Origin of the sequence: Paraburkholderia sp. EG287B (assembly GCF_040965595.1) — a bacterium.
In the GTDB taxonomy this organism is placed as follows: Bacteria; Pseudomonadota; Gammaproteobacteria; order Burkholderiales; family Burkholderiaceae; genus Paraburkholderia.
Genome location: NZ_JBFRCG010000009.1, coordinates 24,420 through 41,868 on the forward strand (window position 1 = coordinate 24,420; position 17,449 = coordinate 41,868).

A 17,449-nucleotide genomic window follows, 5' to 3' on the forward strand; every position below is an offset into this window, starting at 1 on the left:
ACCGTATTGCCGTTGCAACCTTAAATTTAATTTCATGAAAGGAATTCCGGCGCGGCGCGGGTGCGACGGTAAACTCGATGCTCCTGAATAGTCGTGCCGCCGGCACGACGGAGTGCGAGAAAGATGAGTCAGGTGCGCGTTTTGACGGTGGAGGACGATGCCGTCACAGCCAACGAGATCGTCAGCGAGCTGACGCAGCGCGGCTTTGCGGTCGAATGGGTCGATAACGGCCGCGACGGCATGGCGCGCGCGATGAGCGACGAATACGACGCCATTACGCTCGACCGTATGCTGCCGGGCGTGGACGGCCTGTCGATCCTCACGGCCATGCGCACGGTCGGCATTCAGACGCCGGTGCTGATGCTGAGCGCGCTCGGCGATGTAGACGAACGCGTGCGCGGCCTACGCGCGGGCGGCGACGACTATCTCACCAAGCCTTTCGACCCCGAGGAACTCACCGCGCGCCTCGAGGTGCTGCTGCGCCGCCGCCAGGCCGCAAGCGTCGCTCGCGAGGCCGCGCTGCGCGTAGGGCCGCTCGAACTCGACCTGATTTCGCGCAAGGTGCGCCGCGACGGCGAAGAAGTCGTGCTGCTGCCGACCGAGTATCGCGTGCTCGAATTCATGATGCGCCATGCAGGCAAGACCATCACCCGCACCATGCTGTTCGAAGCCGTATGGGGCTACCACTTCGATCCGGGCACCAACCTAATCGACGTGCACATGGGCCGTCTGCGCAAGAAAATCGATCCGCCGGGCGTGCCGCCGCTCATTCAGACCGTGCGCGGCTCCGGCTACATTCTCGGATAAACCGCTTTGTCGAGTCGTTCTTCTTCCGCCGCGTCCGCGCCGTTGCGCCGGCGCTGGCCCACCACGACGTTCCGCTGGCTGTGCGCCTACACCGCGCTGTTCGGCGTCTTTCTCACGCTGCTGGTCGGCTTCATTGCGTGGACCGCGAGTACGACGATCGAGCGCGATGCCGATTCGATCATGGGCTGGCAACTCATCTATTTCGATTCGATTCCCGATGCGCAGTTGCCCGAGGCGATTCATCAGCGGCTCGAACACGAGCGCATGCACGTCAATTATTGTGGACTCTTTACGAGTGACGGCCGCTATGTCGCGGGCGACCTGCTCGCACCGCCGCCGCACCTGACCTACACGCGCGAAGGCAGCACGCACGCCCATACGGTGAAGCTGCTCGATCGCGACGTATCGCCTGTGGTCCGCGCCATGGGCGAGGTGCGGCCGAGCGGCTTGCGCCTCGTCGTCGCGCGCGACATGACGAGCGTGCTGCGCATTCGCAAGATCATGGTGCGCACGCTCGCGGCAGGTGCCGTGCTCGCGCTGCTTGCGGCCGCGGCGGGCGGCCTCGTGCTCGGCATGCGCCAGATCCGGCGCGTGCGCGAAATCCGCCGGGTGACCGAATGCATCGCGCGCGGCGACCTCGATCGGCGCCTGCCCGTGGGCGGCGACGACGAACTCGACATGCTTGCCCATCTCGTGAACCACATGCTCGACGAAGTGGAGCGGCTGATGGGCGAAGTGAAGGGCGCTTGCGATGGCATCGCGCACGACCTGCGTACGCCGCTCGTGCATTTGCACACACTGCTCGCGCGCGTGGCCGAGCGCGACAGCGTGCGCGGCGACGCCGCCGGTGCGGTGCTGCTCGATCAGGCACGCACCGAAACCGGCCAGCTGCTCGAACGCTTTCGCGCGATGCTGCGCATCTCCGAGATCGGCACGCTGCAACGACGCGGCGGCTTCGCGACCGTCGACCTGCACGAACTGGTGCAGGAACTCGCCGACCTCTACGAGCCGCTCGCCGAGAGCCGCGAACTCGAATGGCGCATCGCGGCCGAGCCCGTCGCCGAGATTCACGGCGACCGCGCGCTGCTGTTCGAGGCGTTCAACAATCTCATCGACAACGCCATCAAGTTCGCGCCGCAAGGCGGCGTGGTGAGCGTGACGCTGCGCTCGACGCCGCTCGGCCCCTTGCTCGAAGTGGCGGACAACGGTCCGGGCATTGCGCCTGGCGAGCGCGCGGCGGTCCTGCAGCGCTTCTATCGCGGCGAGGCGGTGCGTCATATCGCCGGCTCGGGCCTGGGGCTTTGCGTCGTGGCCGCGGTGATGCGCGTCCATGACTTCACGCTGCGTATCGACGACGCGCGCGAACTGGCGGGCGAAAAGCCTGGCGGCCCGGGTACGCGCATGAGCGTGGAATGCTGGCCGCGCTCGCTCGCCTGACACCTCCCGTCCGGCCGTCGGACTCTCGCCGTCATGCGCATCCTCCTTATCTCCCCGAATCACGCTGAAGGCGCCTGGCTCCAGAAGGCCCTGCACGAAAGCGCGCACAGCTTGCAGCGTGCGGAAGACCTGCGCGACGGGCTTTTCGTCGCCGGAGAGGAGCCATTCGATGCGGTGATCGTCGTGGCGCTCGACAGCGCGCTGCTGCCTGCGCTGCACGGCATCCTGCCCTGGCTCGCCAGGGTCGCGGCTGGCGCGACGATCATCGCCGTGCTCGGCATCGAAGCGAACGCGAGCGAGCGCTCGAAGGTGCTGCGCGCGGGCGCCGACGCGTGCTTTCACCACCCGTTCTCGTTCATCGAAATGCACGAGCGCATGCACGCGCTATTGCGCACCACGGCGGCGTGCGGCGTCGTCGTGCAGGGCGTACAGTCCGCGCCGACCGCAAGCGGCGCACAGCCCGTCCAGAACGCGCCGCAGTTCGATGCCGGTACGCGCGAGATCGTGGAGGGTGCGCGCCGCGCGGAGCTCACGCGCCGCGAGTACCTGCTCGTCGAATGCCTGCTGCGTCAAACCAACGTGCCCGTGCCGCGCGACCAGATGATCCGCTACGCGTGGCCCGAGAAGGACGACATCGACGCTTCGACCGTCAACCTCGTCGTTTCGCGGCTGCGGCGCAAGCTCGCGCGCGAGGGCATCGAAATGCGCATCCACACCATCAGCCGCTACGGCTATCAACTGACCTTGCCGACGTTCGACTGATGCGCGCGTTGAGGTAACCGTTTGTGGGAACCGGTTACCTATCCGCGCCCGGACGCGTGAGTTTGTTAACATCGAAAAGCAAACGGCACGCTGAGCGCGTGCCGTTCACCTGTGCCTGAAAAACCCCGCCTGTCGTGCTCAATGCGCGTAGAGCGTGGAGTTCAGGTACGCAAGCTGACCGTCCTGCTCCGCCTGAACGAGCTCGTGGTACACCTCGGCACGCGTCTTTTCATGGACCGGTTGCCCATAAGGGGGTACCCATCCGCCGGGCGCAACGGTGGGGGCCGTGTCGTTCGCCGCGACCTGGGTGGCTGCCGCGGGCTGGTTGGCCTGTGTGCCGGCTGCGGGTGCCGAAGTCTGTGCAAAAGCGGACGTGGCGGTGACGACACCGGCGAGCGCAGCGATGATCATGAGAGCCTCCATGTAACTAGTCCAATGGAAGCAGAAAGAACGGCGGAAATGTTGAGGATCGCGTCAGCCGAGCAGATAACCCGAGCCGCGTATCGTGCGGATCAGCGAGGGTTGGCCCGGTGTATCCACGCGGTTGCGCAGGCGTCCCACGTGCACGTCGACGAGATTGGTGCCCGGGTCGAAGCGGCCGCCCCACACGCCTTCGAAGATCATGGTGCGCGTGAGCACCTGGCCCGCATGGCGCATCATGAATTCGAGCACGCGCAGCTCGGTGGGGCGCAGGCGCAGCACCTTGTCGCGGCAACTGAGCCGGCGCTTGACGAGATCGAGTTCGAGCGGGCCCACACGCAGTACGGTTTCCGTCGTCGTGGGGCGCGTGCGCCGGCGCACCAGCGCTTCGACACGGGCGGACATCTCGTCGATCGAAAACGGCCGTGTGAGGTAGTCGTCGCAGCCGGCCCGCAGGCCCTGGATGCGCTCCTCCACACCGGTGGTCGAACTCATCACGATCACCGGTGTTTCGATCCCCACGCCGCGCATGGTGGTGACGATCGTGAGACCGTCGAGATCGGGCAGGCGCCGCTCGAGCGCGACGACGTCATAGTCGCCCGCCATCACCATCGCTATGCCCTCGCGGCCCGAGCGGGCAACGTCGACGGTAAAGCCGGTCGAGGCGAGCGTGGGCACGACGGTTCGCTCGGTAACGGCGTCGTCTTCAATGGTTAGTATTCTGGGCATAGCTTTACACGTGTGACGAAGAGAACAGAAAGCCGCATCAGGCAACCGCGCGCAGCGGCGCCGGCGCGGACCGCGTCTGCGCCACGTGCGTGCGGAACTGCTCCACGGCGAAGTCGATGAAACTGCGGATCTTCATCGTGAGGTAATTGCGGCCGGAATAGACGATCGAGATGTGCTGCACGCCGCCGTTCACGTCGAACGCGTTGAGCACGGGCAAGAGCGCACCGCGCGCGAGGTCGTCGGCGACGAGAGGCAGCGGCAGCAGCGCGATGCCCATGTCGGCGAGCGCGGCGGCGCGCACGGTAGCGTAGCCGTTGGCGGTCATCGGGCGGTTCACGTTGATGCGCTGCACGCCCTCGGCGTTCGAGAACTCCCAGTGGCGCGGCGCATCGGAAACCGCGAGCAGGCCGTGGTCGGCCAGGTCGGCGGGATCGCGCGGCATGCCGTGGCGCGCGAGCCAGGCGGGCGTGGCCACCAGCATCTCCTCGATCGAGGTGAGCTTGCGGCTCACGAGCGAGGCATTCACGCTCTGGCGGTCGGTCGCGAAGCAGACGTCGAAGCCGCCTTCGATCAGGTCGATGTGCGTGTCGTACGCCGTCACGTCGAATTCCACGCGCGGGTTGACTGCGCGATACGCACCGAGCACCGCGGGCAGTCCCGAGCTTGCAAACACGGCGGGCGCGGCGATGCGCAGTACGCCGCTAGGGTCGCGCGTGGCGCGCACGAGTTCCGATTCGACTTCATCGAGCTTCTCGATCACGGCGCGACAGCCATCGAGATAGAGGCGTCCGGCTTCGGTGAGCGAAAGGCTGCGCGTGGAGCGGTTCAGGAGGCGCATGTTCAGGTGCGCTTCGAGCATGCCGACGCTGCGCGTGACGGCCGCGGCCGACATGCCGAGCTGCTTGCCGGCAAGGTTGAAGCTGCTCAGATCGACGACGCGCGTAAAGACGCGCATGGCTTGGAGCTGGTTCATGGGCGATAGTCCTGCGCTGACGCGCCGCCAAGAGGGCGAGCGTGGGCATCGACGCGGCGCATGGCGGCGACGTTTCATCCACTCTACGTGCGTGGTCAGACGGGAAGAATGAGTGGGCCGGCAGCGCGCCTAATTGGGCAGCGCTTGCGCATAGGCATGCGCTTCGTGCTGCGCGGCGGCTTCGTGGGCCGAGAGTGCGGCCTTGAGCCGATGCACGCTTTCGGTAGGAATGGCGAAACCCGCCCAGCCAAGGCCGGTATGGCGTAGAAACACCACGGTGCCGTCGAAGAGCGGATTGCGTTCCGTGTACCAGCTCGGATCGATCTCGAGCACATACTGATGCGAGCGCAAAGGTTGCTCGGGTACGGCTGGCTGCATGAGCGCGCGCAGCTTGCTGAGTTCTTCGATCAGGCCATCCACATCGGGCGCATCGAGCAGGGCGGTTTGACCGCTGACCTTCACGCACACCGCGTGTTGGCCGTATTCGTTGACGAGTTCGATCGACATCGGCTTTTGCATGTTGCGTTCCTCGCAGTGCTGAAACTGGAAGGCATTATCGGTGCCCAATCGGAACGCATGCTTTAAGTTGCGGCGCACTCCAGATGAAAACAAATTTAGAAAGCGACGATCCGCTTTCCCGTCACAGCGGCATGGCGCACAGGCCGTGTTAGTCACGCGTCCCGATGCATGGCCATCGCTTCACGCAGGCGCAATCGAAGCACGTATTTCATACGTGTTGTTTGCGCAATTGCGGCACGGGATTATTGCGGCCGCCGGCGAGAAACGCTGCAACGAAAAGCAGCATGCCGATGATCGCAACGGTCGTCGCGAACGCGCGAGCCACCTGCGCGCTGCTCGCATCCGGCCCGGCAAGCGCAAAAAACAGGCCGCCGAGCAGCGCCACGGCGAGCGCGGCACTCACCTGCAAGAACGAGCTGACGAGCCCGGCGGCAAGACCGGACCAGCGTCGATCGACACATTCGACATTGCGCCTGACGAGCGCGGGCAGCGCCACGCCCTGGCCGAAACCGATCAGAAAGAGCGATGCGTTCAGCGCGTGCAGATGTTCGTCGTGAACAAGCATGGCAGTCCAAAATAATCCGCAGCCCTCGATCGCCATGCCGGCAGCCGCCGAACGATGCCCGAAAAGTCGCGCGATCAGCGGATTGAGCAGCGGCCCGACCAGAAAGCCGACGCCCAGTGGCAGAATACGCAAGCCGACTTCGAGCGGTGCGAGCCCGAGCGCACGCTGTACGTAAATCGCGAACATCATGAAGAACGGTGCGAGCGAATAGAAGAAGAGCGTGGCAACGAGCCCGCGCACGAGACCAGGCGCGGCGAAGATGACGGGCGGCACGAGCGCATCGCGCCCGGCGGACGCGACGCGCGCCTCGTAGCGCCAGAAGATCGCGAACAGGGGCGCGGCGCCAATCAGCAACGCCCACGTCCAGACCGGCCAGCCGCGCTCGCGGCCTTCGATCAGCGGCACGACGAGCGCAGCCAGCGCCATGGCGAGCAGGACCATGCCGCCGGGATCGAGCTTCGCGGGGTGGTCCGAGCGGCTTTCACGCACGAGCCAGTACGCCGCGGGCGCGGCCGCCATCACGACAGGCAGGTTGATGAGAAAGATGCTGCGCCAGCCGAGCCCGAACACGTTGGCCGAAACGAGCACGCCGCCGAGCGCCTGGCCGGCGACCGCTGCGATCCCATAGGCGGCACCAAAGAGACTGAGCGCAAGCCCCTTCTGGTGCGCCGGAAAGAGCGCATGGATCGACGCCAGCGCCTGAGGCGCCATGACGGCCGCGGCGGCGCCCTGAAGGATGCGTCCTGTCACCAGCGCAGCGGGCGAGCTGGCGAACCCGCACACGGCCGAAGCCGCTGCGAACGCGAGGATCCCTACGAGGAAGATGCGTCGCCGTCCGTACAGGTCGCCGAGCCGGCCGCCCGTAATGAGAAAGATTGCGTAGGTCGCCGCATAGGCCGAAATCACCAGCTGCGCGATGTCGGCGCTGGCATGCAGGTCGGCCTGCATCGACGGCAGCGCGACGTTGACGATGAAGAAGTCGAGCGGCGGCAACAGCGTGCCCATCAGCAGCACCGTCAACGCCCACCAGGTGCGCGCGCCCGCTCGCGTGGGCGGCATTTCCACAGTCGAAAGGTTCGTCATGCGGCCTCCATATGGAATCATTCAGTTCCTAATTAAGCAAAAAAAACTAGCGGATGGCGCCGAGCGCGATTTCAGCGATTGCATCCATCGCATTCTCGCCGGCGTCGGTCTTGCCCAGCACGCGCATGCCTTCGATCGTGCAGAGCAGAAAGCGCGCGAGATCGTCGGCATTCTGGTCGGCGGCCAGTTCGCCCGCGGCCTGGCCACGCCGGATCGCGCCGGCGAGCAGCGCCTGCATGCGCGTGAACATGTCCGTGACGCGGGCTTTCACCTCGGCGTCGAAGGGCAGACACTCGGTGGCGGCGGCTGTCACCGGGCAGCCAGCAAGCCCTTCGAGGCCGGCGGAAAGACGCACGTAATGACGCAGCGCCTCGCGCAGCGCGGTGCGCGCCGAGGCGTGCCGCAGGTTGCGCGTGAGCCGAGCGATACCGCGCTCGGTGTAGAAGTCGAGCGCCGCGAGAAAGAGCTGGTGCTTGTCGCCGAACGCCTTGTAGAGGCTGCCGCGCGAGAGTTGCGTCCCTTCGATCAGGTCGGGCAGCGACGTTGCCGCATAGCCGCGCGCGCGAAATACCTCTAGCGCGTTCTGCACGGCTTCCTGCTCGTCGAATTCGCGTGGACGGCCGGGGCCAGAACGGGTATCGGGTTTCATGTCGTTATTCTAGACCAAACGATTCCGAATTGCCGAGAAAAAACACGCGCCGCGAATCCAAACATGCATACAGGATGAATTATATGTACGCACAGAAATATCAATTGTTGATATTCGGCGCGCGTCGGTAATCTGGCCGACATACCGACCAGCCCGCCCCAGCTATGTCCCGCATCGCGCTCATCGAATGGTTGACGAGTTTCGTGCCCAACCCGGCCGCGCCGCAATGGCGCGAGCGGGGGCGGCGCTGTGCCGGAGCGTTGATCGGCATCGCGTTCACGGGACTCGCAACCCATGTGATGTTCGGCGCGGCGGGCGACATCCCGCTGCTCGTGGCGCCCATGGGCGCGTCCGCGGTGCTGCTGTTCGGCGCGTCGGACAGCCCGCTTGCGCAACCGTGGTCGATTCTCGGCGGCAACTTCGTCTCCGCGCTGGTGGGCGTGGCGTGCGCGCAATGGATCGCGTCGCCGGTCGCCGCGGCTTCCGTGGCGGTGGCGCTTGCCATCTGCGCGATGTTCCTGTGCCGCTGCGTGCATCCGCCTTCAGGCGCGGTCGCGCTGACCGCCGTGCTCGGCGGCCCCGCTGTTCATGCGCTCGGCTTTCACTTCGTGCTCGCGCCGATCGTGTTCCAGTCCTTTGCGTTGCTCAGTGCGGCGCTCGCCTTCCACGCGCTGACCGGGCACCGCTATCCGCGCGCAGCGTTTCGTCCCACGCCGGAAGCCGCTGCCGCGCCGCTCGCCGCGCTCTCGCAACATCTGCTCGAGCCGCTGGATTTTCCGCAAAAGTCGTTCGAACAACTAACTTGTGAGGAAATCATGTCGATTGGCTGTCCCGCCGTGCCAGCGACCATGGGCGCGCGGGCGGCGCACGAGATGTTCCGCCGCCACGGTGCTTCGACGCTGCCCGTGGTCGATGCGATGGATCGCGTGGTCGGCGTCGTCACGCATCACGCGCTCGGCGACCTCGCACCGGCGGCTGGCCTCAAGCGTATCTGGAACTCGCTGCGCCGCGCGGTGCTGCGCGAGTCGGCGCGCGTGGAAGAAACGGTGGAAGCCGTGATGGCGGCCGGCGTGCACGCGGTCCATCGGGCCACGCCGCTCGCGCATCTGGTACCGATCTTCATCGAGCACGCCTACCACGACATTCCGGTGATGGACGATGCGCGGCGGCTGGTCGGCGTGGTCAGGCATTCGGACATGATCCGCTGGCTCCATCACCACGCGGGCACCGCCCAGGCCGCCGCGGCAGCCTGAGCCTGGCGCCCGGCCGCGTCACACCACGAACAGCAACGCCGCGAACACCGCATAGAGCCAGCCGACATGCGTGAGCTGACGGCTGCGTACCTTCGGCGCACGAAACGCCCACTGCAGGAACAGGATGGCGACCATCGTCGTCACGGCCGCGAGAATCGAAGGCGTGCCGAGATGCCATGGCGTGAAGAAGAGGCCGAACGCCGTGGGAATAGTGGCCTGAATCATCATCGCGCCGCTGATGTTCGCCAGTGCCAGCCGCTCCTTGCCCTGGCGCACCCAGATGATCGCGTTCATGATCTCGGGCAGCTCGGTGGCGATCGGGCTGAACAACACGGCGGTCAACTGCGGGCTCAGGCCAAGCCACGGTCCCACGGCGCCGATCTGCTGCACGAACAGATGCGAGGCCGCGAAGATCACCGCGAGCGCGCCCAGCGTCTGCAGCAGAATCCACACCATGGCCGGATTGTCGTCGTGCGGGCGCAGCTTCAGCGGCTCGAGATCGGCTTCCACCTCGCCGCTATCTTCAGCGGAAAGCTCCTTCCAGCAGTAGAACGCGTAGGCCGAGAGAAACGCGATCCCCAGTATCGGCTTGAAGCTGAACACCACGAGCCCGAGCGCGATCTTCGCGACGAAGATCGCGAGGAACCAGAGCTGGTCGCGGCGCAGACGGCGCGTATTGACGTCGACGGTAGCCGCGCGCTCGCGGCCCACGCGCTTCGCCGTCGCAAGCAACGCGAAGCCCACCACGGCATAGGCGATCGTGCTGAGCGCGAGCGGCCCGCCAATCGCGGCGCCTACGCCAATTTCCTTGTGCGCGGGATCGCCGCCGAAAGCGACGGCAACGAGCGTGACCACGCTCTCGGGCAGCGCGGTGCCGAATGCGGCGAGGATCGTGCCGGTGGCGGTTTGCGTGACCTTGAGCTTGTGGCCGAGCCACTCGACGCTATTGACGAAGGTCTCGCAGGACAGGTAGATGATGCCGGCCGCGGCAACGAGCAAGGCGAACGTCAAGATCATGACGAACGCCCCGTGGCGTAAATGAGGGGGTGATGGGGGGCGAGACGAGTCATTGTTATTGCCGTGATGTGCGAGCCGGGCACCGAAACCATGACGTATCCCTTCGCCCGGCCCGGGTGAAAGGGAAAACGTCATAGGTCTCGTCAGGCCGCGCTATTGCAGCGATTCGCTGCAATGATCCGCAATACGGCTGCCGGCGCCATGGTGCAGGGGCACCAATTATGTTGACGGCGGCGCAACGCCAAAGCCGGCGTTGCAGACTACTCCCCTAAGACAGGGGGCGATTATAGCCGAAGTTCATGGCGGCGAGCGATTTCCAGCGTGCCCGCCGCGCGCGCCTCGCACAACGCGAATCAGAACTTGTGACGCAGCCCGACCATGACCATCGCCTGCTCGTCGTTGCTTGCATCGTTGCCGAAGTCGCCGAACGAGGCGACCGCGTTGACGAACTCGCCCGTATCGGCGTCGATCGTCTTGCCCGAAGCCTTCTGGTAGCCCGCGAGCGCGTAGATATCGGTGCGCTCCGAGAGGAAGTAGTCGCCGCCCAGGCTGAACTGGTTGTAGCTCGCGTCCACGCCGTTGCCGTGCCCCTTGGTGTAGTTGTAGCCGAAGCCCACGAGCGCGACCGGCGTGACCTGATAGTTGATGAACGCCTGGCCCGTGTTGAACTTCGTGTTGCTGTTCGCGCCGTACGCGCTCTGGTAGTTCGCGTACTCGACATTGCTGTACGCGAGGCCCGCCGTCACCGGCCCATACGTATAGTCGCCGGCCGCGCGAATGATCTGCAGCGAATTCGCGGAGACGAAGCCGCCCGTAATGGCGGCGGAATCCACGTTGACGTCGTTGTTCGGATTCAGGCCGTCGAACGTCGCGGCCGTGCCGCCGTTGCTGTTGGCCTTGAAATAGCCCGCGCCGAAGCCGAACGGACCATGGTTGTATGCGGCCGCCACGGCCCACGTCTGCCCCGCGCCGGTGCTGCCCGGCTGGCCGCCGAACGCGTACATCGCGCTCATCTGCAGGCCACCGAAGTTGGGGCTCGCATACTTGATCGAGTTGCTGGTGCGGTAGCTGTTGTCGTAGTTGTCCATGTCGCCGGGCGTGGCGAACGCGGAGCCGAATGCGCCGTCGTTGGTGAGCGGCTGCAGCAGGTCGATGAGCGGGTCGTACTGGCGGCCGAGCGTGACGCTGCCCGCAGTGCTCGAATTGAGGCCGACCATGGCCGTGCGGCCGAACAGGCGGCCGCCCTGGCCCTGCTTGCCGTTGTCGACGTTGAAACCGCTTTCGAGCTTGAAGATCGCCGAGAGGCCGTTGCCGAGGTCCTCGGTGCCGCGCAGGCCCCAGAGGTTCGGCGACATGTTGCCGGACATCATCTGGAACGTCCCGCCCGAGCCGCGCATCGCGGCAAGTCAACGTCGGCTCACACCATCTCATTCATGAAATCACGCATGCTTTCTTATGTGTTGCGCGCTGCTCTGTGCGCTACGGTCGCCGCTGCCTTCTCAGGATGCGCGAACCTGCATCCGCAGCCCAACGGTCCCGGGGATTGCGTCGGGCCGGCCGGCTTCTGCGTGCCGTTCTTCAGTTCGTAATTCGCGACACCGGTCCTCCTGCCGTCGAGTTGGCGCGCCGTTCCGGGTCTCCGGCGGCGCGCATAATACGCGTTTCGGTGGCACAACCACGATCTGCGTTGACAAGGAGACCCATGAGTCGCGATATCCGCACCGACGCCGAAGTCCTCGCATCATGGCAGCGCAACGCGACGCCTTGGATCGCGGCCGTGCGCGGTGGCGAGATCGCGAGCCGCCGGCTCGTGACGGACGCAGCGGTGCTCGACGCCGTGCTCGCGTGCGCGCCGCGCAGCGTGATCGATCTCGGCTGCGGCGAAGGCTGGCTCGCGCTGGCGCTCGCGCGCCGCGGCGTCGCCGTCACGGGCGTCGACGCGGTGCCCGAACTCGTGGAGTCTGCGCGCGCGGCGGGGCTCACGGACTGCCGCCTGCTAACCTACGAGCAGGTCGCGCAGGGCGCACTACCCTGCCGCGCCGATGCGGTGGTGTGCAACTTCTCGCTCATCGGCTCGACCAGTGTCGATGCTCTGCTGCGCGCGGTGCCCACGTTGCTGGCGCCGCAAGGCACGCTCATCGTGCAGACGCTGCATCCACTCGTGGCATGCGGCGACGAACCCTATGTCGACGGCTGGCGCGCCGGATCGTGGGCCGGATTCAGCAGTGCGTTTCGCGATGCGCCGCCGTGGTACTTTCGTACGCTCGAAAGCTGGATCGCCTTGCTCGACATGAGCGGCCTCGACTTGCGCGCGCTGCGCGAGCCGCTCGACCCGCGCAGCGGCAAGCCCGCTTCCGTGCTGTTCATGGCGCAACGGCGCGGCTGACACCGCCCCCGCGCGCCGCTGCAAACGAGGAGACAAAGACGATGGCGATGATTTCTCACGTGTACATCGGCGTGAACGATTTCGGGCAGGCATTCACGTTCTATTCCCCGCTCATGCAGGCGCTCGGCTTCGTGCTGAAATTCCGCGAGCCCGACTACCCGTGGGCGGGCTGGATGGAGCCGGGCGTGCCGCGGCCGCTCTTCCTCGTCGGCCGGCCGTGGGACGGCAACGCCGCGCAACCCGGAAACGGCCAGATGGTCGCGCTGCTCGCGCCTTCGCGCGCGGCAGTCGACGCCGCCTACGCCGCCGCGCTCGCGCACGGCGGCACCGACGAAGGCGCGCCCGGCCTGCGCCCGCACTATCACCCGAACTACTACGGCGCGTACTTTCGCGACCCCGAAGGCAACAAGCTCTGCGTCTGTTGCCACGATGCCGTGGACCATTGATACGCCGCGGCACGAGCCATCACACGGGCGTCCCAATCGCTGTGCTACCCTTGCGCTGCCTTGGGCCGAGGGTGCCGTGCGCGCGTGCGAGCGACCGCCGGCGGACGGCCCGATGTATCGAAGTCGAAAATCGAAGTCCTGAACCAAAGTCCCGCGCCGCGCCTCAACGCGCGCATGTGCAGGGACAACGATCAATAACAGGAAGAAGACCCAGATGAAAAAGCACGAGATACAACGCGCGGGTTCGCGCGGCCGCTTGCGCGCGCTGATCGCCGCCGTGGTGCTGGCAGGCGGCGCGCAAGCCGCGCATGCTGCCACGGAAATCCAGTTCTGGCATGCCATGGAGTCCCAGCTTGGCGAGCGCGTGAACGCGATCGCGGAGCAATTCAACGCGTCGCAGAGCGAATACAAGATCGTGCCCGTCTTCAAGGGCACCTACGACCAGACGCTCGCCGCCGGCATCGCGGCCTATCGCAGCGGCGATGCGCCCGCCATCCTGCAGGTGTACGAAGTCGGCACCGCCACGATGATGAACGCGAAGAAGGCCGTGCTGCCCGTGTACGACGTGATGAAGACCGCCGGCGTACCGCTCGACGAAAAGGCCTTCGTGCCGACCATCGCGAGCTACTACAGCGACGCGAAGACGGGCCATCTGGTGTCGATGCCGTTCAACAGCTCGACCCCCGTGCTTTACTACAATCGCGACGCCTTCAAGAAGGCCGGCCTGCCCGACGCGCCGCCGAAAACCTGGCCCGAAGTCGCCGAAGCGGCCGCGAAGCTCAAGGCCTCGGGCATGAGCTGCGGCTTCACCACCGGCTGGCAGGGCTGGATCCAGATCGAGAACTACAGCGCGTGGCAAGGCGCACCGATCGCGACGCGCAACAATGGCTTCGACGGCCTCGATGCGCAACTCGAAATCAACAAGCCGCTGCAGGTCGCGCACATCGCCTTCCTGCAGAACATGGCGAAGCAGGGCACCTTCACCTATGTGGGCCGCAAGGATGAAGCCACCGCGAAGTTCTATAGCGGCGACTGCGGCATCATGATGGGCTCGTCGGGCGCGCTGGCGAACGTACAGCAGTATGCGAAGTTCAAGTTCGGCACCGGCATGATGCCGTACGACCCGAGCGTGAAGGGCGCGCCGCAGAACGCCATCATCGGCGGGGCGAGCCTGTGGGTGCTGGGCGGCAAGAACCCCGAGGTCTACAAGGGCGTGGCGAAGTTCCTCGCGTACCTGAGCTCGCCGGCCGTGGCCGCGAAGTGGCATCAGGACACGGGCTATCTGCCGGTGACGAAGGCCGCGTACGAACTCACGCAGCAACAGGGCTTCTACGCGTCGCATCCGGGCGCCGACACGGCCACGAAACAGATGCTCAACAAGCCGCCGCTGCCGTGGACCAAGGGCCTGCGCCTTGGCAACATGCCGCAGATCCGCACGATCGTGGACGAGGAACTCGAACAGGTCTGGACGGGCGCGAAGACGCCGCAGCAGGCGCTCGATTCGGCCAACTCGCGCGGCAACGATCTGCTCAGGCGCTTCGAGCAGCAGGCGGCGAACTGACGGTCCAACGCATGTGATGTGATCCGATGCCTCGGGCGAGGTATCGGGCAGCGCCCCAAAAGGCCGACGCGAGTCCGGTCTTTTGGGGCGTTTTACTTTCGCTCTGTGATTGCGGCTTTAGAACCACGCGTCCTGCATGTCGAGCGTGGTGCGATCGAGCGAGGCGAGCAGATCGAACTGCGCGCCGGTTTTCGGCAACTCCCAGGCGAAGAAGTAGGCGGCGGCCGCGAGCTTGCCGCGATAGAAGTCCGCTTCCTCGCCGTGCGTTCCATTGGACGCGGCGAGTGCCGCGCGTGCCACGAGCGCCTGTTCGAGCCACACCCAGGCCAGCACCACGTGGCCGAACGCTTCCAGGTACACCGAAGCATTGGCGAGTGTCACCGCCGGGTCGCCTGCTGCCCACAACTGCCCCGTGACTTGCGTGAGCCGCTCGAGTGCGGCTGCGAGCGCGTTCGCGTGGGTGGCCTCGTCTGCCGCGCCCGAAGCGTGTGCGCGTTCGAGCGTGGCCTGCACGCACGCCACGAAGATCTTGAGCGCCGCGCCGTCCTTGATGACCACCTTGCGGCCGAGCAGGTCGAGCCCCTGAATGCCGTGCGTGCCTTCGTGGATCGGATTGAGACGGTTGTCGCGATAGAACTGTTCGACGTTGTACTCGCGCGTGTAGCCATAGCCGCCGTGCACCTGGATGGCGAGATCGTTGGCTGCGAGACACCATTGCGAAGGCCAGCTCTTCGCGATGGGCGTGAGCAGGTCCAGCAGCAGCGAGAGCGGCTCGCGTTCCGCGCCGCTGGCGGCACCCGCTTCGTCCACGAGTTTGGCGCACCAGAGGTTGAGCGCGAGCGCGCCTTCGACATAGCTCTTTTGCGCGAGCAGCATGCGGCGCACGTCGGCGTGCTCCACGAGCCTCACCTGCGGCGAAGCCGGATCTTTGCCCGCCGCGCCCACGGGACGCCCTTGCGGACGGTTGCGCGCGTAATCGAGCGCATGCAGATAGCCGGTGTAGCCGAGCATCGTCGCGCCGAGCCCGACGCCAATGCGCGCCTCGTTCATCATGTGGAACATGTATGCGAGCCCCTGATGCGGCTCGCCCACGAGATAGCCGATCGCGCCCGCCCGGCCGCCCGGCGTGTGCCGCGTGCCCTCGCCGAAATTCAGCAGGCAGTTTGTCGTGCCGCGATAGCCCATCTTGTGATTGAGGCCCGCTAGCACGACGTCGTTGCGTTCGTCGCGCGAGCCGTCCTCGTTCACGAGGTACTTCGGCACGACGAACAGCGAGATGCCTTTGACCCCCGCAATGAGCTTGCCGTCGGGACCGGGGATCTTGGCGAGCACGAGGTGCACGATGTTCTCGGCCAGCTCGTGCTCGCCGCCCGAGATCCACATCTTGTTGCCACGCAGACGATATTGCGCGCCGAGCGCGGAGTCGCATTCGAAGTCGGCGCGCGTGGCGACATCCGAAAGCGACGAACCCGCTTGCGGCTCGGAAAGGCACATCGTGCCGAAGTAGCGGCCTTCCAGTTCGGGGCGCACGAAGGTGTCGATCTGCTTTGCGCTGCCATGCGCGAGCAGCAGGTTCGCGTTGCCGATGGTGAGGAACGGATAGGCGCTCGTGCCGACGTTCGCCCCCTTGAACCACGCGAAGCCCGCCTTCTCGACGACGAGCGGCAACTGCATGCCGCCGTATTCGTAGTCCTGGCCCGCGGCCATCAGGCCTGCGTCGCTGAACGCCTGCAACGCCGTCTTCACCTCGGGGATGATCGTGACCGTTTCGCCGTCGAAGTGCGGCTCGTGCTGATCGTTCTTCTTGTTGTGCGGCGCGAAGAGGTCGGTGGCGATCTTCTCGCAGGTGTCGAGCGCGGCGTCGAAGGTCTCGCGCGTGTGGTCGGCGTAGCGCGGAATGCGCGTGAGGCTTTCGACATCGAGCCATTCGTAGAGCAGGAAGTTCAGATCGCGGCGGGAAAGGATCAGCGACATGGCGGAACGGTCTCGCATCTTGAGAGGAGAAGGCGCCTAGCGTACCTAAAATAGTACGATCGTGCTATTGGTAGTTTCTCCAGCGACGCAGCGACCCAGCGCGGCCTTACGGTTCGCCGCTGAGGTATCGCTGCGGTGACACGCCCATGACGCGCTTGAACATCGTCGAAAACGCCGTGGGGCTGCCGTAGTCCAGTTCATACGCGACGCGCGTGACCGACTCGCCCCGGTTCAGCCGGGCAACGGCCTCGATCAGGCACGCCTGCTCGCGCCAGGCAACGAAGCTGGTTCCCAACTGTTCGCGAAAGTCGTCCGATGAAGGAAGACTTGTATCAGCGCTGCAGCACACGTCGGTGAGGAGACGCGCACTGCCGATTCCGTGATTCCAGTCACAGAGCGACGACATGGCCTTGATTTCCGACAAGAACATGCAAATCAGGAGTACCAATGGACGTGTCACTATCGAGGCAAAGGAAGAGCTCCTTCTAAAATGCGGTGGATCGTGCGTCCAAATTTCATCGACTGGTATCGAGGATGGAACGAAAGGTAACCAGACTACCAAATCGACGGCCTTCAGCCGCCAGGGGCACAGTTCACTCGCGGAAACCGGGGAAGCATGCGCCTTTCGACGACGAGTACACCTTGAAGTGGCCCTTCAGCGATGAACGGTCTACAACCAGAAGTTCTCGATTATTCGCGACGACGGCAGCGTTATCCAGGGCAGGACAGATGCATCGGGCAAGACTGGGCTGCAGCGCGGATTGGCTGCTGAAAGCGTACGCCATCGGATTGAAGATTAATCAGCATGATCCCGACCGAATACATAACTCGGCAAGCGCATATTTGCTTCAAAAAGGGAAATCCTGGA

Annotated in this window: 18 protein-coding genes and 1 riboswitch; of the genes, 8 read left to right on the forward strand and 10 right to left on the reverse strand. The window is 65.4% G+C overall.

Going from position 1 to position 17,449, the window contains the following annotated elements:
• The first annotated feature begins 132 nt into the window (after positions 1–132).
• Genes AB4Y40_RS17250 through AB4Y40_RS17260 form a run of 3 tightly spaced genes read left to right on the forward strand, consistent with a single transcriptional unit; the run spans position 133 to position 3,006 of the window.
• Positions 133–807: a response regulator transcription factor gene (locus AB4Y40_RS17250; RefSeq protein ID WP_368689070.1), complete on the forward strand. Its 675-nt coding sequence runs from the start codon at positions 133–135 to the stop codon at positions 805–807.
• Positions 808–813: 6 nt separating this feature from the next.
• A complete protein-coding gene (locus AB4Y40_RS17255) occupies positions 814–2,244 on the forward strand; it encodes a sensor histidine kinase (protein ID WP_368688753.1) in 1,431 nt (476 codons plus the stop codon).
• 33 nt (positions 2,245–2,277) lie between these two features.
• Complete coding sequence (locus tag AB4Y40_RS17260; protein WP_368688754.1) at positions 2,278–3,006, forward strand: response regulator transcription factor; 729 nt, start codon at positions 2,278–2,280, stop codon at positions 3,004–3,006.
• 138 nt (positions 3,007–3,144) lie between these two features.
• On the opposite strand, the gene AB4Y40_RS17265 is transcribed toward AB4Y40_RS17260, so the two are convergent.
• The 6 genes from AB4Y40_RS17265 to AB4Y40_RS17290 form a co-directional block, all read right to left on the reverse strand.
• Positions 3,145–3,417, reverse strand: a complete 273-nt coding sequence (locus AB4Y40_RS17265) for a hypothetical protein (protein WP_368688755.1) — start codon at positions 3,415–3,417, stop codon at positions 3,145–3,147.
• 63 nt (positions 3,418–3,480) lie between these two features.
• Positions 3,481–4,155, reverse strand: coding sequence for a response regulator transcription factor (locus AB4Y40_RS17270; protein WP_324155931.1), 675 nt, complete (start codon positions 4,153–4,155; stop codon positions 3,481–3,483).
• 37 nt (positions 4,156–4,192) lie between these two features.
• Positions 4,193–5,128, reverse strand: a complete 936-nt coding sequence (locus AB4Y40_RS17275; protein ID WP_368688756.1) for a LysR family transcriptional regulator — start codon at positions 5,126–5,128, stop codon at positions 4,193–4,195.
• Between the two features lie 129 nt (positions 5,129–5,257).
• Positions 5,258–5,647 (reverse strand): hypothetical protein, encoded by a 390-nt coding sequence (locus AB4Y40_RS17280; protein WP_368688757.1) that lies wholly within the window; start codon positions 5,645–5,647, stop codon positions 5,258–5,260.
• 208 nt (positions 5,648–5,855) lie between these two features.
• Complete coding sequence (locus AB4Y40_RS17285) at positions 5,856–7,295, reverse strand: MFS transporter (protein ID WP_368688758.1); 1,440 nt, start codon at positions 7,293–7,295, stop codon at positions 5,856–5,858.
• A gap of 46 nt (positions 7,296–7,341) precedes the next feature.
• On the reverse strand, positions 7,342–7,944 hold the full coding sequence (locus tag AB4Y40_RS17290) for a TetR/AcrR family transcriptional regulator (protein ID WP_368688759.1): 603 nt from the start codon (positions 7,942–7,944) through the stop codon (positions 7,342–7,344).
• Between the two features lie 164 nt (positions 7,945–8,108).
• Here AB4Y40_RS17290 and AB4Y40_RS17295 point away from each other — a divergent pair, with 164 nt between their 5' ends.
• Positions 8,109–9,197 (forward strand): HPP family protein, encoded by a 1,089-nt coding sequence (locus tag AB4Y40_RS17295; RefSeq protein WP_368688760.1) that lies wholly within the window; start codon positions 8,109–8,111, stop codon positions 9,195–9,197.
• 18 nt (positions 9,198–9,215) lie between these two features.
• On the opposite strand, the gene AB4Y40_RS17300 is transcribed toward AB4Y40_RS17295, so the two are convergent.
• A complete protein-coding gene (locus AB4Y40_RS17300; protein WP_368688761.1) occupies positions 9,216–10,214 on the reverse strand; it encodes a sodium:calcium antiporter in 999 nt (332 codons plus the stop codon).
• Between the two features lie 177 nt (positions 10,215–10,391).
• A riboswitch (yybP-ykoY riboswitch) is annotated at positions 10,392–10,495 on the reverse strand.
• 72 nt (positions 10,496–10,567) lie between these two features.
• Complete coding sequence (locus AB4Y40_RS17305) at positions 10,568–11,611, reverse strand: porin (RefSeq protein WP_368688762.1); 1,044 nt, start codon at positions 11,609–11,611, stop codon at positions 10,568–10,570.
• A gap of 305 nt (positions 11,612–11,916) precedes the next feature.
• Between AB4Y40_RS17305 and AB4Y40_RS17310 the strand changes: the two genes are divergently transcribed.
• The 3 genes from AB4Y40_RS17310 to ugpB all read left to right on the forward strand — a co-directional run bounded on the left by AB4Y40_RS17310 (position 11,917) and on the right by ugpB (position 14,607).
• Positions 11,917–12,600: a class I SAM-dependent methyltransferase gene (locus tag AB4Y40_RS17310; protein ID WP_368688763.1), complete on the forward strand. Its 684-nt coding sequence runs from the start codon at positions 11,917–11,919 to the stop codon at positions 12,598–12,600.
• A gap of 47 nt (positions 12,601–12,647) precedes the next feature.
• The gene (locus AB4Y40_RS17315; RefSeq protein ID WP_368689071.1) at positions 12,648–13,046 is read left to right on the forward strand and encodes a VOC family protein; all 399 of its coding nucleotides are present in this window, start codon (positions 12,648–12,650) and stop codon (positions 13,044–13,046) included.
• Between the two features lie 214 nt (positions 13,047–13,260).
• Positions 13,261–14,607 (forward strand): sn-glycerol-3-phosphate ABC transporter substrate-binding protein UgpB, encoded by a 1,347-nt coding sequence (gene ugpB, locus AB4Y40_RS17320; RefSeq protein ID WP_321926677.1) that lies wholly within the window; start codon positions 13,261–13,263, stop codon positions 14,605–14,607.
• A gap of 117 nt (positions 14,608–14,724) precedes the next feature.
• Here the strand turns inward: ugpB and AB4Y40_RS17325 are convergent, their stop codons facing one another.
• Both AB4Y40_RS17325 and AB4Y40_RS17330 read right to left on the reverse strand, forming a co-directional pair.
• Positions 14,725–16,581, reverse strand: a complete 1,857-nt coding sequence (locus tag AB4Y40_RS17325; RefSeq protein WP_368688764.1) for an acyl-CoA dehydrogenase — start codon at positions 16,579–16,581, stop codon at positions 14,725–14,727.
• A 106-nt stretch (positions 16,582–16,687) separates the two neighbouring features.
• Positions 16,688–16,987 (reverse strand): helix-turn-helix domain-containing protein, encoded by a 300-nt coding sequence (locus AB4Y40_RS17330; protein ID WP_368688765.1) that lies wholly within the window; start codon positions 16,985–16,987, stop codon positions 16,688–16,690.
• 22 nt (positions 16,988–17,009) lie between these two features.
• On the opposite strand from AB4Y40_RS17330, the gene AB4Y40_RS17335 reads away from it, so the two are divergent.
• A complete protein-coding gene (locus AB4Y40_RS17335; RefSeq protein ID WP_368689072.1) occupies positions 17,010–17,246 on the forward strand; it encodes a DUF2345 domain-containing protein in 237 nt (78 codons plus the stop codon).
• Positions 17,247–17,449: the final 203 nt, after the last annotated feature.

Coding starts and splice junctions, on each gene's coding strand:
- AB4Y40_RS17260 (WP_368688754.1), top strand. CDS start 2,278: ATGCGCATCCTCCTTATCTCCCCGAATCACGCTGAAGGCGCCTGGCTC.
- AB4Y40_RS17310 (WP_368688763.1), top strand. CDS start 11,917: ATGAGTCGCGATATCCGCACCGACGCCGAAGTCCTCGCATCATGGCAG.
- AB4Y40_RS17270 (WP_324155931.1), bottom strand. CDS start 4,155: ATGCCCAGAATACTAACCATTGAAGACGACGCCGTTACCGAGCGAACC.
- AB4Y40_RS17305 (WP_368688762.1), bottom strand. CDS start 11,611: ATGCGCGGCTCGGGCGGGACGTTCCAGATGATGTCCGGCAACATGTCG.
- AB4Y40_RS17335 (WP_368689072.1), top strand. CDS start 17,010: ATGCAAATCAGGAGTACCAATGGACGTGTCACTATCGAGGCAAAGGAA.
- AB4Y40_RS17300 (WP_368688761.1), bottom strand. CDS start 10,214: ATGATCTTGACGTTCGCCTTGCTCGTTGCCGCGGCCGGCATCATCTAC.
- AB4Y40_RS17275 (WP_368688756.1), bottom strand. CDS start 5,128: ATGAACCAGCTCCAAGCCATGCGCGTCTTTACGCGCGTCGTCGATCTG.
- AB4Y40_RS17290 (WP_368688759.1), bottom strand. CDS start 7,944: ATGAAACCCGATACCCGTTCTGGCCCCGGCCGTCCACGCGAATTCGAC.
- ugpB (WP_321926677.1), top strand. CDS start 13,261: ATGAAAAAGCACGAGATACAACGCGCGGGTTCGCGCGGCCGCTTGCGC.
- AB4Y40_RS17265 (WP_368688755.1), bottom strand. CDS start 3,417: ATGATCATCGCTGCGCTCGCCGGTGTCGTCACCGCCACGTCCGCTTTT.
- AB4Y40_RS17280 (WP_368688757.1), bottom strand. CDS start 5,647: ATGCAAAAGCCGATGTCGATCGAACTCGTCAACGAATACGGCCAACAC.
- AB4Y40_RS17285 (WP_368688758.1), bottom strand. CDS start 7,295: ATGACGAACCTTTCGACTGTGGAAATGCCGCCCACGCGAGCGGGCGCG.
- AB4Y40_RS17325 (WP_368688764.1), bottom strand. CDS start 16,581: ATGTCGCTGATCCTTTCCCGCCGCGATCTGAACTTCCTGCTCTACGAA.
- AB4Y40_RS17295 (WP_368688760.1), top strand. CDS start 8,109: ATGTCCCGCATCGCGCTCATCGAATGGTTGACGAGTTTCGTGCCCAAC.
- AB4Y40_RS17315 (WP_368689071.1), top strand. CDS start 12,648: ATGATTTCTCACGTGTACATCGGCGTGAACGATTTCGGGCAGGCATTC.
- AB4Y40_RS17330 (WP_368688765.1), bottom strand. CDS start 16,987: ATGTCGTCGCTCTGTGACTGGAATCACGGAATCGGCAGTGCGCGTCTC.